The 15,435-nt window shown below is 32.4% G+C and carries 16 protein-coding genes; 8 read left to right on the forward strand and 8 right to left on the reverse strand.

The window, feature by feature from the left end; all coding sequences use genetic code 11:
• Positions 1 to 2: 2 nt before the first annotated feature.
• Positions 3 to 1,199, forward strand: a complete 1,197-nt coding sequence (locus AC5LAX_RS09890) for a dicarboxylate/amino acid:cation symporter (RefSeq protein ID WP_288909389.1) — start codon at positions 3 to 5, stop codon at positions 1,197 to 1,199.
• A gap of 62 nt (positions 1,200 to 1,261) precedes the next feature.
• Here AC5LAX_RS09890 and AC5LAX_RS09895 read toward each other — a convergent pair whose 3' ends face one another.
• Positions 1,262 to 1,849 (reverse strand): DUF6630 family protein, encoded by a 588-nt coding sequence (locus AC5LAX_RS09895; protein ID WP_008539901.1) that lies wholly within the window; start codon positions 1,847 to 1,849, stop codon positions 1,262 to 1,264.
• 151 nt (positions 1,850 to 2,000) lie between these two features.
• Between AC5LAX_RS09895 and AC5LAX_RS09900 the strand changes: the two genes are divergently transcribed.
• On the forward strand, positions 2,001 to 2,831 hold the full coding sequence (locus AC5LAX_RS09900) for a deoxyribonuclease IV (protein ID WP_288909393.1): 831 nt from the start codon (positions 2,001 to 2,003) through the stop codon (positions 2,829 to 2,831).
• 71 nt (positions 2,832 to 2,902) lie between these two features.
• Here the strand turns inward: AC5LAX_RS09900 and thiD are convergent, their stop codons facing one another.
• From thiD to AC5LAX_RS09935, 7 genes are all read right to left on the reverse strand, one after another.
• Positions 2,903 to 3,706 (reverse strand): bifunctional hydroxymethylpyrimidine kinase/phosphomethylpyrimidine kinase, encoded by an 804-nt coding sequence (gene thiD / locus AC5LAX_RS09905; RefSeq protein ID WP_288909390.1) that lies wholly within the window; start codon positions 3,704 to 3,706, stop codon positions 2,903 to 2,905.
• A 110-nt stretch (positions 3,707 to 3,816) separates the two neighbouring features.
• Positions 3,817 to 4,647 carry an Asp23/Gls24 family envelope stress response protein gene (locus AC5LAX_RS09910; protein ID WP_008539895.1) on the reverse strand — a complete coding sequence of 277 codons (831 nt, stop codon included), beginning with the start codon at positions 4,645 to 4,647 and terminating at the stop codon, positions 3,817 to 3,819.
• Positions 4,648 to 4,912: 265 nt separating this feature from the next.
• Complete coding sequence (locus AC5LAX_RS09915) at positions 4,913 to 5,173, reverse strand: stage V sporulation protein S (protein WP_008539893.1); 261 nt, start codon at positions 5,171 to 5,173, stop codon at positions 4,913 to 4,915.
• 92 nt (positions 5,174 to 5,265) lie between these two features.
• On the reverse strand, positions 5,266 to 6,042 hold the full coding sequence (locus AC5LAX_RS09920) for a TIGR00282 family metallophosphoesterase (protein WP_008539891.1): 777 nt from the start codon (positions 6,040 to 6,042) through the stop codon (positions 5,266 to 5,268).
• Between the two features lie 41 nt (positions 6,043 to 6,083).
• Positions 6,084 to 6,608 (reverse strand): hypothetical protein, encoded by a 525-nt coding sequence (locus AC5LAX_RS09925; protein ID WP_008539889.1) that lies wholly within the window; start codon positions 6,606 to 6,608, stop codon positions 6,084 to 6,086.
• A 160-nt stretch (positions 6,609 to 6,768) separates the two neighbouring features.
• Positions 6,769 to 8,313 (reverse strand): ribonuclease Y, encoded by a 1,545-nt coding sequence (rny, locus tag AC5LAX_RS09930; RefSeq protein WP_008539888.1) that lies wholly within the window; start codon positions 8,311 to 8,313, stop codon positions 6,769 to 6,771.
• A 223-nt stretch (positions 8,314 to 8,536) separates the two neighbouring features.
• Positions 8,537 to 8,977: a hypothetical protein gene (locus AC5LAX_RS09935; RefSeq protein WP_008539887.1), complete on the reverse strand. Its 441-nt coding sequence runs from the start codon at positions 8,975 to 8,977 to the stop codon at positions 8,537 to 8,539.
• Positions 8,978 to 9,176: 199 nt separating this feature from the next.
• Here AC5LAX_RS09935 and AC5LAX_RS09940 point away from each other — a divergent pair, with 199 nt between their 5' ends.
• The 6 genes from AC5LAX_RS09940 to rlmD are packed head-to-tail and all read left to right on the forward strand — an operon-like array spanning position 9,177 to position 14,987.
• Positions 9,177 to 11,399 (forward strand): RelA/SpoT family protein, encoded by a 2,223-nt coding sequence (locus AC5LAX_RS09940; protein ID WP_018999769.1) that lies wholly within the window; start codon positions 9,177 to 9,179, stop codon positions 11,397 to 11,399.
• 29 nt (positions 11,400 to 11,428) lie between these two features.
• Positions 11,429 to 12,055 carry an MBL fold metallo-hydrolase gene (locus AC5LAX_RS09945; protein WP_015562124.1) on the forward strand — a complete coding sequence of 209 codons (627 nt, stop codon included), beginning with the start codon at positions 11,429 to 11,431 and terminating at the stop codon, positions 12,053 to 12,055.
• A 6-nt stretch (positions 12,056 to 12,061) separates the two neighbouring features.
• A complete protein-coding gene (locus AC5LAX_RS09950) occupies positions 12,062 to 12,427 on the forward strand; it encodes a hypothetical protein (RefSeq protein ID WP_022228725.1) in 366 nt (121 codons plus the stop codon).
• Positions 12,428 to 12,429: 2 nt separating this feature from the next.
• A complete protein-coding gene (locus AC5LAX_RS09955; protein ID WP_204965622.1) occupies positions 12,430 to 12,894 on the forward strand; it encodes a methylated-DNA--[protein]-cysteine S-methyltransferase in 465 nt (154 codons plus the stop codon).
• A gap of 32 nt (positions 12,895 to 12,926) precedes the next feature.
• Positions 12,927 to 13,583, forward strand: a complete 657-nt coding sequence (locus AC5LAX_RS09960) for an HAD family hydrolase (protein WP_288909391.1) — start codon at positions 12,927 to 12,929, stop codon at positions 13,581 to 13,583.
• A 30-nt stretch (positions 13,584 to 13,613) separates the two neighbouring features.
• Positions 13,614 to 14,987 carry a 23S rRNA (uracil(1939)-C(5))-methyltransferase RlmD gene (rlmD, locus tag AC5LAX_RS09965; RefSeq protein ID WP_288909392.1) on the forward strand — a complete coding sequence of 458 codons (1,374 nt, stop codon included), beginning with the start codon at positions 13,614 to 13,616 and terminating at the stop codon, positions 14,985 to 14,987.
• Positions 14,988 to 15,435: the final 448 nt, after the last annotated feature.

Here is a 15,435-nt window from a genome sequence, read left to right on the forward strand (position 1 = left end):
ATATGAACTTATCTGTAAAAATTTTCATCTCTTTAATCTTATCCGTAATTGTTGGTCTTATCCTTGGCGAAGAAAATTTACCATGGCTCAAAGCTTATCTTGCGCCATTTGGTACAATGTTCATCAATTTAATCAAAATGATTATTGTACCTGTAGTATTAGCATCTTTAGTTTGTGGTGTTGCTAGTCTAGGCGATACAAAAAAACTTGGTCGCATTGGTATCAAAGTTATTTTGTTATATTTAGTAACAACTGCTGTTGCTCTTATCATTGCCCTTGGTTTAGCTTCTGTTTTACAACCTGGTTTAGGTATGGATTTAGTAGCTGAAAAAGCTCCTGATATTAAAGAAGCTCCTGGTTTTATGGACGTTTTAGTTGGTATGATACCATCTAATCCTATCATGACTATGGCAAAAGCTGATATGCTTCCTCTCATTGTGTTTGCATTAGCTATTGGTATTGGTATCACTGCTGTAGGCAAAAAAGGTCAGCCACTTCTCACATTCTTTGATTCCTTAGCAGAAGTAAGTTATAAATTAATCTCCATGATTATGAATCTTGCACCTTATGGTGTATTTGCTCTTTTAGTACCAGTAGTTGCTGCTAATGGTCCAAAAGTTTTATTACCACTTTTATCCGTTATCGTTACTGTTTATATCGGTTGTATCATTCATACACTTGTTGTATACTCTTCCATCGTTTCTACACTTGGTAAAATGAGTCCTTTGAAATTCTTTAAAGGTATGACAGAAACAATGCTCTTAGGTTTCACAACTTGTAGCTCCGCTGCTGCACTTCCTGTAAATATGAAAAACTGTACAGAAAATCTTGGCGCTAATAAATCCATTGCTAGCTTCGTACTTCCTTTAGGCGCAACTATCAATATGGACGGAACAGCTATTTATCAAGGTGTTTGTGCTATCTTTATCGCTAATGTTTATGGTATCGATTTAACAGCAGGTCAAATGCTTATGATCGTCTTAACTGGTACACTTGCTTCTGTAGGTACTGCTGGTGTTCCAGGTGCTGGTGTTATCATGCTTGCACTCGTATTACAGACTGTAGGTCTTCCTATGGAAGGTCTTGCACTCGTTGCTGGTATTGACCGTGTATTAGATATGATCCGTACTTGTCTTAATATTACAGGTGATGCTGCTGTAACTATCGCAGTAAGCCAAACAGAACGAAATAATAATTAAATCTACTAAAATAAAGACACTAGAAATAATCTAGTGTCTTTTATTATGCCCTAAAATTCATTTTAATATACTGTAGATATTACTTTTCCTAGACTATCAGCCAAATCTTCTAAGTCTTCAAGATTTTCTTCTGATGCTAAAAATAAAGTGAAAATATCTGGACTTAAATCTATCATACCAATGCAAATATCTTCATCAAACCATTTACTATCAAGATATTTACACCAATTTATAATATTTTCATCATCAATAAAGTCCATTTCTTCATTATAATAATCGTACTCATCATCTTCATTATAGTCATATTTATCTATTTCATAATCTTCTTCTTCAAACTTACTATCCAAAGCTAGATTATATTCTTTAAAAGTTCGCAAACTTTTCAGGCTCCAACCAAAATCAGTAATACTACAATCTTCTTGTATTTGCATTACATAATTATTTCTGACTAAAATATTCACTGTAACTAGCCATTGCAAATCTTCTACAGAATCATATTTTATACTGATATTACGCTCTTCAAACTCTTCTAAATGCTCTTGTGCATATGCTTCTATATTATCGATACTCTCTTCTATTTCCGCTAATACATCATCGTCATTACCGCTTATAATTCGCGCTATCTCTAATAAAGTTTTTGCCTTTTCCATTTGTATCCCTCTTTTTCTATTTAATTACTAATTTATTAATTCACTATATAAATAAAAAAATCCTGTTAATTTAAAAAACATTTTAGCTATGATATAATATATATTAACTAATATTTATTTTTAATTAATTTAAATTATAGGAGTGATTTTTATTTTATATATAGGTAACCATTTATCTTCTTCAAAAGGTTTTTTACAAATGGGTAAAGAAGCTTTAAGTTTAAATGCTAATACATTTTCTTTTTTTACTAGAAATCCTCGTGGTAGCAAAGCCAAAGATATAGACGATAATGATGTTCAACAATTTTTAGCACTAGCCAAACAATATAAATTCCATAAATTAGTAGCTCATGCACCTTATACATTAAATCCATGTTCCAATCGCGAAGAAGTACGCGAATTTGCTCGCCAAACAATTGCTGACGATTTACTTCGCATGGAAAAGTTGCCTCATAATTATTATAATTTCCACCCAGGAAATCATTTAGGGCAAGGCATAGATTTTGCCACCAAAGCTATCAGTGATTGCTTAAATGAAGTGATGTGGCCTGAGCAACAGACTACTGTTTTATTAGAAACTATGGCAGGAAAGGGCACTGAAGTTGGCAAAACTTTTGCTGAACTCCAAGCAATTATCGAGCGTATTAATTTACAAGATAAAATAGGTGTATGCTTTGATACTTGTCATATTTGGGACGGCGGTTATGATATTGTAAATAATTTAGATGATGTCCTAGCCGATTTTGATAAAATAATCGGTCTTGATAAATTAAAAGCTATACATTTAAATGACAGTAAAAATGACTTAAACACTCATAAAGACCGCCATGAAAAAATCGGTCAAGGTAAAATAGGTCTTGATGCTATCATAAAAATTATAAACCACCCACAATTGAAACATTTGCCATTTATTTTAGAAACACCAAATGACCATGATGGATATGCTCAAGAAATAGCTTTATTGCGCGCTAATTTCAATTAAATATAAATAAAAAAAGTATCTTTTTCTAACTGAAATATAAGTCAGAAAAAGATACTTTTTATTTTACTTATTTATCTTGTTTGCCAATGAGCTAATGCTCCTGTAAACTCATTCAATTTAAATGAATTTGCTACAGCTCTATCAATGAAATTTTGAGCATTTTCAAAAGCTTGATGGATATCTAAACCTTTAGCAAGTCCTGCTGTTATTGCTGCAGAGAAAGTGCAACCAGCACCGCTATTATAGATATTTTTCATCTTAGCTTTTTTCTGGATAGTAAATTCTTTACCATCAAATAACACATCTACCATATAATCGCCATCTACGCGACTACCAGATTTTATAATGACATTTTTCGCACCGAGTTTATTGATTTTTACACAAGCTTCTTTAATATCTTCTACAGTTTCCACTTTTTCCATACCTGCAAGATAAGCGGACTCTACTGTATTTGGTGTTATTACATCAGCTTTTTTCACCAATAAAGATTTTATTGCTTCGGCTGCTTCTGGTACCATGATAGCATCGATGCCTTTACAAACCATTACAGGATCGATTACTACATTTTTAAAATTATATTTATCTATGGATTTTGCTACTAATTCTACAAGAGCAGCTGAACCTAACATACCTGTTTTCATGGCATTAATGCCAATACCTTCGCCAACAGTTGCAATCTGACGTTCAATAGTAGGCAAATCTATAGGAAAGATATCATGAGCCCAATCTTTTGGATTTTGTGCCACAATTACAGTTAGTGCCACCATTCCATAAACGCCCATCTCTTCAAAAGTCTTTAAATCGGCTTCCATGCCAGCTCCACCAGAAGTATCAGAACCTGCTATAGTCAATGCTTTATAATTCTCTAATGCCATATTATCACCTTTATCTAATAGAATAAAAAATTTATTTAAAATTATAGATATCTATTAGTTAAAAGTCAATTAAAATACGAAAAAAGTCAATATTGTATCGATACAATATTTTATTTAAATTTCAATCCTTTGACTACAATATCCACATCATGCACAAACATACCTGTCATATATTCTACGACTTCTTTTATTTTCTTTTGTATGCCTTGTATCATTGTTGGAATATGACTTCCATAATTTAAAACTACTTCAAAAGAAACTTTTATACCTTTATCTTCACCTTTTTCCCAAACATGGTCAACATGTATATGTGAAGCTTTAAAATCAAAATCTTTATCCTTAGCAATATGCTTAATAATGGATAAAATTGCAGCATCATCTATGATAAGTCTTCCATAATAACTAAAAATTGGTCGTACTATGGATTTTTCACCTAAACGACGGCGTTTTGTACTTGATTTTTTAAAAAATGATTGTATTGGGTCTATCAAATAACCTGAAAAATGTGGTTTTAACTCAATAGTTGGTACAGGAATGATATGTTTACCTTCACGATTGCGATAAAATTGAGCTTTTGCCATTTCTGCTTTTGTAGCAATATCTGCTATATTGATAATTTTGCTAATTGGTGGCAAATTCAAAGCTTTGTCAATGCGATGCACCATATTTTCAGAAGTGCCTAAAATCAAAATTCTATTTGGCTGTTCTTTTTCTATAGCATTTCTCACTTCTTCGGCATGTCCAGGCACTACAAAAACAGCTCGTCTTATCGCCATGATTTTACTTGCTTCTCTTTTCGCAGAATGACCTGCTATGATTTTATTGTCTTTTATCAAAATCCCATCATCTATAATGGCATCAGCTTTATTTTGTCTTGCTACCATTAATGCTCTATGGGATTTTCCTGTTCCACTTGGTCCTACTAACGCAATAACATCCATATCTTATGCTCCTTTTTATCAATATTAAGCTACTTAATTAACATATTTTTAGAATTTTTCGTTTTTTATCAACAATATATTTTAAAAATACAGTTATTATTTCATATTATATATAATTATAATGGTTATTGTCCTTAAACGCAAAGTATGTCTAAAGCTCAATAAATAAATTACTAAACCTTAGACATACCCTGTCTTAAAATTCAACTTAACCTAAAAAGTAATTAGCAAATATGAATAATTTAGTCTATGTACTCATACGACTTCATCTTGATTCAATGATCAATTTTATTGCAGTTCTTTCTTCGCCATCGATTTCTATATCAGCAAAAGCTGGTACACAAACTAAATCAATGCCACTAGGTGCCACAAAGCCACGTGCTATAGCTACTGCTTTTACTGCTTGATTTAATGCTCCTGCACCTACTGCTTGTAATTCTGCTGTTCCTTTTTCTCTTAATACTCCTGCTAAAGCTCCTGCTACAGAATTTGGATTGGATTTTGTTGATACTCTTAATACTTCCATAATGTACACCCCTTAACGATTAGGAATTATTATATAAGTTCGCCAAACAAGTTCCAAAATCCTTTTTTTATAACTGTATACTTGTATATTCTTTATTCTTCGTTAAATAGTATTCTTTCAAAGGATTTCACGCTATTATCTTCTGCTAATTCTAAAACAACAGCAGAAAAAATATTTGGACCTTCTGCCATTTCAAAACGCACTGGTCTACATGTGATGAATTTATCTATTGCATTATTTACATTTATACCAAGGCTTGAATTATAAGGTCCTACCATACCTAAATCACTGATATAAGCTGTTCCTTTAGGTAAAATTCTATTATCAGCTGTCTGCACATGAGTATGAGTTCCAACGACACAAGTTACTTTACCATCGAGATAAAATCCCATAGCTATTTTTTCTGATGTAGCTTCTGCATGTATATCTACTAATATAATATCGCACTGATTTTTAATTTCTTTTAAAATTTCATCGACCTTTTGGAATGGACAGTCCATTGGTGGCATAAATGTTCTACCAGATACATTGATTACACCGATATTTTTAGCTTTAAATGGATAGATACAATATCCTTTACCTGGTGCTCCTTCTGGATAATTGGCAGGTCTTATCAAAAATGGTTCATCATCTATAAAAGATACAATTTCTTTTTGATCCCAAATATGATTACCTGAAGTTACTATATCTGCTCCAGCTCGATAAATTTCATCTAAAGTTTTGCGACTGATACCTCTACCACCTGCAATATTTTCGCCGTTAACTACAACTACATCTATATTATGTTCTTTTTTCAATTCTGGAACATATTTTCTAAATGCTTCTCTACCTGGTCTACCACATACATCACCAACAATTAAAAATTTCAAAATAAATTCTCCTCTTATTTTATTCTTCACAAAATCTATAATTATTTATTAAACACAATCACTCTACCAGCTTCGCGAATACCTATCATTTTTTCTACTACTGGATTAATTTTCAAACTCGCAAACATCGTATCTATTAAATCCATTTGCGCTAACATTGTACTATCTATCATAGGAATTTTATCAGTATCCATAATCAGTAATTCGCCAAATTCTTCATTAATTAAAGTATTTATTAAGCGAAGTTCTCCATGAGAAAAAGTTTTCATATCTCTTTTTATCGTTATAAAAGTAGCTTTTTCTTCTATATTTATTTTTACTTCATCACATTCCACTTGCGTTTTTTCTAAATAATGATAGGACTTTAAACATTCTTCTAATAAAGTTCGTGTTTTTTCTATTTCTTCATCAGTCAATATCTTTTGGATAATATAATTTATATATATTTTTTCATCTGGTTCTATAGATATTTTGCTAATCTCTGGATAATAAATTAATACTGATGTCAATAAATTAACACAATCCATATTAGGTTTTTTCTCATCTTTAGTCTTAGTAATTTGCATTATTGTAACCTCACTGCAAAATCAAATAATATTAATCACAAACTCATTTTATATCTATTTATTCAATTTATCCAAAAAGAGATTTAATGCAAAAAAAGTAGTTATCAATATTAATAACTACTTTCCTGCTTCTACTTTATGTCAAAAGAAATTATTATCTTTATTTTGCATAATCAACTACACGAGTTTCTCTAATTACAGTTACTTTTATCTGTCCTGGATATTCAAGTTCAGCTTCAATTTTCTTAGTGATATCATGAGCCAAAGCAACAGTTGAGATATCATCCATTTTTTCTGGTTTAACCATAATGCGAATTTCTCTACCTGCTTGAATAGCAAATGAACGGTCAACACCTTCAAAGGATTCTGCTATTTCTTCAAGACGTTTTAAACGTTTCAAATAAGATTCTAAACTTTCACGTCTAGCACCTGGACGTGCGGCTGATACAGCATCAGCTGCTGCAACGAGTACAGCTTCCACAGTTTTTGCTTCTTCATCACCATGATGAGCAGCTATAGCATTTACAACATCAGCAGATTCACGATATTTTTTCGCTAAATCTGCACCGATAGTAACATGTGGACCTTCAACTTCATGGTCAATAGCTTTACCTATGTCATGTAATAAACCGCCACGTTTAGCAAGATTTACATCAACACCTAATTCAGCAGCCATTACACCTGCTAAATGAGATACTTCTACAGAATGATTTAATACATTTTGACCATAACTTGTACGATATTTTAATCTACCTAATAATTTTACAATTTCTGGATGTAATCCATGTACACCAGTTTCAAAGCAAGCTTGTTCTCCTGCTTCTTTAATGCGTTGGTCTACTTCTTTACGAGCTTTTTCTACCATCTCTTCAATGCGAGCTGGGTGAATACGCCCATCTGTAATGAGTTTTTCCAAAGCAATACGTGCAATTTCACGACGAACAGGATCAAAACCAGATAAAATTACAGCTTCTGGTGTATCATCAATAATTAAATCAATGCCTGTCATTGTTTCTAAAGCACGAATATTTCTACCTTCACGACCAATGATGCGACCTTTCATCTCATCATTTGGCAATGCTACTACAGAAACAGTAGTTTCTGCTACATGGTCAGCAGCACATCTTTGAATAGCCAAAGAAATGATATTTCTAGCACGTTTTTCTGCTTCTTCTTTTGCTTGCTGTTCATATTCTTTAATCATTACAGCTTTATCATGTTTGATTTCGATTTCAGCATCTGCAAGTAACATACTGCGTGCATCTTCTGTAGTAAGTCCAGAAATACGTTCTAATTCTTCTAACTGTTTTGCATGAAGTGCTTCTATTTTTGCTTGAGATTTATCAATCTCAGCTTCTTTACGATTTAAAACTTCTTCTTTTTTCTCTAAAGAATCAATTTTTCTATCTAAATTTTCTTCTTTTTGTACCAAACGACGTTCTTGACGGGAAAGTTCATTTCTACGGTCTTTTGTATCGCGGTCTAACTCTTGACGCATTCTATGTATTTCTTCTTTTGCTTCAAGAGTTGCTTCTTTTTTCTTAGTTTCAATCTGTTTTTCGGCTTCTGTAACAATTCTTCTTGCTTCAGCTTCAGCAGAGCCAATTTGTGATTCTGCACTGCGTTTTCTCATCCAATAGCCCGCACCTAAGCCTACAACTAGTGCAAGTATTATCGCTAATAATAATTCAACGATAATCTCCACCCCCCTTTACGTTAAATTTTTCTAAATATTCTTTACAAATTCATATAGCTGACGTAACCATATAGAAGTATTGTAAAGGTTTTTAGAAACAGTGTCAAGATTACTTACCTATTAATGACACATTAACATTCCTAAAAGAAAGCCATCACTATATCTTTAGTAATGGCTTTCTTTTCACTTTATCTTATTTGCTTTTTTACTGTATCAAATTAGAGTTTTATCATCAATTCCATAACAATTTCATCCAATTTGGATATTCTTTTTCTAAATGAACTGTAATTGCATTTAATAAATCCATTACTAATTCACCATCTAAATCATCATTTTTATTAGGAATATACATATCTAAATATAACGCATTATCTGCACCTAAATAATATTTTACTGCTTTATAATTTATATTCATCTCATTTACACAACGAATGAATTCATCTTTATTTTTCATATATTCAATATCTGGTATTACCTGCACGCGTAAAATAACATAAATACTTTCATCCATCACGATTACAGCAGGCAATTTTTGACCAAATACTTTTACATATGTATGAAAAGTAACTCGTGCATTTTCTTCTTCATTATTATTTATACTTTCTTCTACTTTGAAATTTGTAATATTATTTTCTGCTATATAAGCTTTAAATTTTTCTGCTTTTAAATTCATTTTGCACCATTCCTTCATTAAAATATATTTTTATCGTCAATATAAAAATAAAAACGCATCTCTGATAAATTATAAAACATATATTATCTTGATTATGTTATATATATATATTATCATTATTTTATAATTTTATATATTCCTTTTTAGTCTTTCGATAAATTTTATGATTATGTTTTTCATAATCTCTGGAGTGATTAAGATGAAAACTGATAATATGGATATTACAATTGATGATATTATCAATACCGTAAAAAGTTACAATCCACAAGCTAATTTTGATTTAATTACTAAAGCTTATAATCTTGCTTATGAGGCACATGCTGACCAAAAACGTATTTCAGGTGAAATGTATATCACACACCCATTACATGTTGCTATGATTTTAACTGATTTACATATCGACGATGTTACTATTGCTGCTGCCTTATTGCATGACGTTGTGGAAGATACAATCTATACCATTGAACAAATGAAAGAACTCTTTGGCGAAGAAGTTGCTATGCTCATTGACGGCGTAACTAAACTCAGCAAAATGAAATATAAATCCAAAGAGGACCAACAGCTCGAAACATATCGCAAAATGTTTTTAGCTATGGCTAAAGATATTCGTGTAATCATGATAAAATTAGCTGACCGCTTGCATAATATGCGTACCTTAAAATATATGCGTGAGGAAAAACAAAAACGCATTGCTAAAGAAACGCTAGAAGTTTATGCACCACTTGCTAATCGCCTTGGTATTTCCAATATCAAATGGGAACTTGAAGATTTATGTTTGCGTTATCTTGAACCTGAAACTTATTATGATTTAGTAGATAAAGTAAACCAAAAACGTGAAGAACGTCAAGGTTTTATCAATGATGCTGTGGCAAAAATCCAACAAGAATTTGATAAAATTCATTTAAAAGGTGAAATCAAAGGTAGAGCAAAACATTTCTACAGTATCTACCGCAAAATGAAAAAAAGCAATAAAGATATCTCCGATATTTTCGATTTACTCGCTGTGCGTGTATTAGTGCAGACTATCCCTGATTGCTACACTGTACTTGGTATTATTCACGCTATGTGGAAACCACTACCAGGTAGATTTAAAGATTATATCGCTGTGCCAAAAACTAACGGCTACCAATCTTTGCATACTACTGTAATCACAGATAATGGTCTTCCACTTGAAATTCAAATTCGTACTTTTGCCATGCATGCTATTTCTGAATATGGTATTGCTGCTCACTGGAAATATAAAGAAGCTGGCAATAAAAGCATAGGAGCCAATAGCGAATACGATAAAAAACTTTCATGGCTTCGCCAAATGATTACACTTCAAGATGAATTTTCCGACCCACGCGAATATTTTGAAGCACTCAAAATTGATATTTTCTCCGATGAAGTATTCGTATATACTCCTCGCGGTGATGTTATCAATTTACCAAAAGGCTCAAACCCTATAGATTTTGCTTATCACATTCATACAGATATCGGCAATCACTGTGTAGGTGCTAAAGTAAATGGCAAAATTGTTCCACTTGAATATACTTTGCAAAACGGTGATATCGTTTCTGTAATTACCAATAAACAAAATAATGGTCCAAGTCCGGATTGGTTAAATATTGTAGCCTCTTCACAGACAAGAACAAAAATCCGCCAATGGTTCAAAAAACAACGCCGTGAAGAGAATATCGCTCGCGGTCTTGAATTATTAGAAAATGAAGCTAAACATTTAGGCTACAATTTTAAAGATTTAGCGAAAAATGATAGACTTTTACAAGTAGCTCAAAAATTAAATATCCAAAATACTGATGATATGTTTGCTTCTATCGGTTTTGGTGGTATCACTGTAAATAGCATTATGAGTAAACTCATTGCTTTTTATAAAAAAGACCTACAGGAAATCACCCCTCCGGATATTTCACAAATGCTTGAAAAAATCAAGCCTAAAACACCTAAGAAAAAAGCAAGTCATGGTATTTTAGTCGAAGGTGAAGATGGTTTCCTTGTGCATTTAGCAAAATGTTGTAATCCTATCCCAGGCGACCAAATAATCGGTTATATAACTCGTGGTCGCGGTGTATCTGTTCATCGTGCCGATTGTCCAAATGTATTGCGTGAAGGCAATGATATGATGCGCGTCATTGATGTAAATTGGGATATCAGCACAGACCAATCTTATCCTGTAACTATTGAAGTTGGTTGCTACGATAGACAAGGTATCTTAACTGAAATTATCGCTAGAATTTCTGATGCGAAAATAAATATTGAAAATATTTCCTCTCGCAGTATTCCTAGCAATAAAACTGCTGTCATGACTATTACTTTCCATACAAAAAATTTAGCTCGTGCAGAACAATTAATGAATACACTCCGCCGTCTCAAAGATGTTTACAGCGTTCGTCGTAATTTGAGTAGTTCTGCTAAAGAAAAATAAACTAATAAAAATTACAAAGGAGCATTATCATGAAAATAAAAGCCTTAGTAGTTGGCCCAATCATGGAAAATTGCTATATTTTATATGATGAACAAACTTTAGAAGGCATAATCGTCGACCCAGGCGATGAAGCTACAAGTATTTTAAATGTAGTCGATAATTTAAAACTTCATATTAAATATATTGTAAATACACATGGTCATGCTGACCATATTGGCGCTAATAAAGAATTAGGTTTAGCTCTAAAAGCAAAATTGGCTATTCATGCTGATGATGCTTGTATGCTCACTGACCCACATCTCAATCTTTCTGAAAATGGCTATATGGGTAGACCTATAATTTCTCAACCTGCCGATATAATCTTACATGAAGGCGATATTATTTCTTTTGGCAATTGCAATCTAAAAGTAATCCATACTCCAGGGCATACACCTGGTGGAATTTGCCTTGTTGGTGAAGGCGTTGTTATGAGTGGCGACTCTTTATTTGCTGGCTCTATTGGTAGAACTGATTTTCCTACTGGCTCTATGACTGATTTAATTTCCAATTTAAAAGCAAAAATCTTGACTTTAGATGAAAATTTAACTGTTTTTCCTGGTCATGGTGGAGCAACTACTATTGCCTATGAAAAACAAATCAATCCTTATTTAGGTTAAATGAAAATGATACATGATTTTTCACCTGAAATATTAGATTTAAATACTATTGATGAAGCGCGTCAAGCTATGCAAGATATCCACTGCACTGATGCTGGCATAAAAATAATGCAAGATAAAGCTCTTTTCAAAGTGATAAAACTTTATGATGTAAATAGCAAAGCTGCCAATATTTTAAAACAAACATTTTTAAGCAAAGGTGGCGAAGTTGCTATCTCTCGTCATTGTGCTGATTTAAGCAAAGAAACTAGTGATGTCATCATCATGGCGACTATATATCAATACAAAAGAGCCATACCTGTATTGAAAATGCAACCTTGGAAATTAAAACAAATCGCTGAAATTCTAACTACTATGATAAAAGAGGTTTAAAGATGTTTTATTCTTGTAAATATCAATTTGAAAATATCTCTTTATATCTAGTAGCGACAGAAACTCATTTAATTAATATTCAATTTACGCAACCACAAAAAGCTCTGTTACAAACAACAGAGCTTTTATCTATGGCTACTATTCAATTAGATGAATACTTCCAAGGAAAACGCACTACATTTTCTTTACCATTTAAATTAACAGGCACGCCATTTCAACTTGCAGTATGGAAAGAACTTCAAAATATTCCCTATGGAAAAACTACTAGTTATAAAGAAATCGCTCAAAAAATCAATAAGCCTAAAGCATATCGAGCTGTAGGCATGGCTAATAATAAAAATCCACTGCCTATTATTATTCCCTGTCATCGCGTTATTGGCTCTAATGGAAAATTAATCGGTTATGCAGGTGGATTAAAATTAAAAAATTATCTCTTAGAATTAGAAAAATCACATACTAATTTTTAATATAAAACTACAAATATAAGAAGGTTGATTTTATGAACTACAAAGGCGTTATATTTGACCTTGACGGCACTCTTGTCAATTCTTTAACAGATTTAGCAAATAGTGTAAACACTGTACTTACTGAATATAATTTACCTACTCATGATATCGAAAGTTATAAATATCGTGTAGGTAATGGCATAAAAAAATTAATGGAACGTTCCCTACCTCAAGATAAACAGTATCTTTTAGATGAAGCTTTAGCTAAATTCAAACAAGTATACGCTAAACATAATTTAGACCATACAGCTCCTTATGAAGATATCTTAACTTTATTAAAAAAATTGCAACAACAAAATATAAAACTCGGTATCTGTACAAATAAACATGATGAAGCTGCTAAAGATATCGTAAATTTATTATTTGGTGAAGGTATTTTCAGCGAAATAATCGGCGATAAAGCTGGATTAAAACGCAAACCAGATCCAGGCAAAGTCTTGATGATTGCCCAAAATTGGCAATTAAAACCTCAAGAAATAGCTTATCTTGGGGACTCTGATGTAGATATGCAGACTGCCAAAAATGCCGATATGTTAGCTGTTGGTGTATTATGGGGCTTTAGACCTGCTGATGAATTAAAACAAAATGGCGCAGATATTTTAATTGATAAACCACTTGATTTATTAACTCAAGTATCATTTGCTAAATAATTATTTATTATAGAAAGGATTTTTTAATTAATGAAAAGTAAAATTCCTGTTCAATTAGGACAGAAATATGAAATAAAAATCACAGGAATGGGGCAAAGCGGTGAAGGCGTTGGACGCTTTGAAAATTTCACTGTATTTATTCCTTATGCACTTCCTGGAGAAACTGTAGAAGCTAAAATCACACTTGTGAAAAAAAATTATGCTACAGGCGAAATAGTATCTATACTTGAAAAAACTTCAGACAGAATAAAACCAATCTGTAAAGTATATGATGACTGTGGTGCTTGCCAGCTTCAACATTATTCTTATGAAGCTCAACTCAATGCAAAAAAACAAAAAGTAATCGATATGATGGAACATATCGCCATCAAAAAAGATATCATCATTCACCCTACTATGCCATCTGTTCATGAATGGCACTATCGCAATAAAATGCAATTTCCAATCGGCAGAAGTAAAAAAGAAGGTATTATCGTCGGTTGTTATGCCCATAGCAGTCATAATATCATCAATACCGAAAACTGCCATATTCAAAAACATACAAATAATGTAATCGCCAATGCTGTACGTGAAATGGCTACAAAATTTAAATTAAGTGTCTATGATGAAAAAACTCACTATGGTCTTTTACGCCATGTTGTAGGTCGTACTAATCGCGACGAAACTGAATGTATGGTCGTACTCGTTACTGCTCAACCCAAAATACCTCGCGTGCGTGAAATCGTGAATTTCTTACGCTCCAAAATTCCAAATTTGACAAGTGTCGTACAAAATATCAATACTGGTAGAAATAATATCATCATGGGCAAAGAATGCAAAATTCTTTGGGGTGCTTCCCATATCACAGACAGATTAGGAAGCCTAAAATTCAAAATATCTGCACTTTCCTTCTTCCAAGTAAATACAGAACAGGCAGAAAAATTATATGAATGTGCTTTAAAATACGCTAATTTAACGGGCAAAGAAACTGTAATTGACGGCTATTGTGGCACAGGTACTATCTCTTTATTTTTAGCTCAAAAAGCAAAAAAAGTTTACGGTATGGAAATCGTACCTGAAGCAATCCGCGACGCTATTGCTAATGCCCGTGATAACAATATAAGAAATACTGAATTTTTAACAGGCGATGCTGCTAAATTAATGCCTCAACTCTATCGCAAAGGACTTCGTCCAGATGTAATCGTAACTGACCCACCAAGAGCAGGCTGTGCACCAGAAGTTTTAAAAACTTTCGCTGCTATGAGACCAAAACGCATTGTCTACGTATCTTGTAACCCAGCATCACTTGCTCGCGATATCGGTATCTTAGACGAATTAGGTTATAAAGCTACAGAAATCCAACCTGTAGACATGTTCCCACAAACAGGTCATGTAGAATCTGTATGCTTACTAATAAAAAAATAATCATCTATCTGTTCATTTTTCTTTTAACCAAAAGAAAAATGAACCAAAAAGAAAAAGCCCCGCAATATTGATTTTACTTTGACAAAGATAAAACTATGTCTACAACGCTCTAAACTCGCTTCGCTCAAACAGTAGGACTAAAACCGTAGCCCTAGTTTTATCTTTGTCAATAGCTTTCAGCTACCGTAAAAGTCTGCTAATGCGGGGAAAATTTGCATTTATTATAATTAACTCTATTTTTAACATTTAATTATAAAATTATTATTCACTATATAATAATAATAATTTGTAACTTTTATTTTCCGCATTATAAAATTTTAGTGGTAACCAAAGGTTATTGAAAATAATTATCTCTGAATACGGTTTTAGTCTGAATGTTTGAGCGAAGCGAGTTTCTAAGCGTTGTATGAAGCGATAATTATTTTCAAAACTAAAATTTTATCTGCGG

This window comes from Megamonas sp. (genome assembly GCF_986095205.1).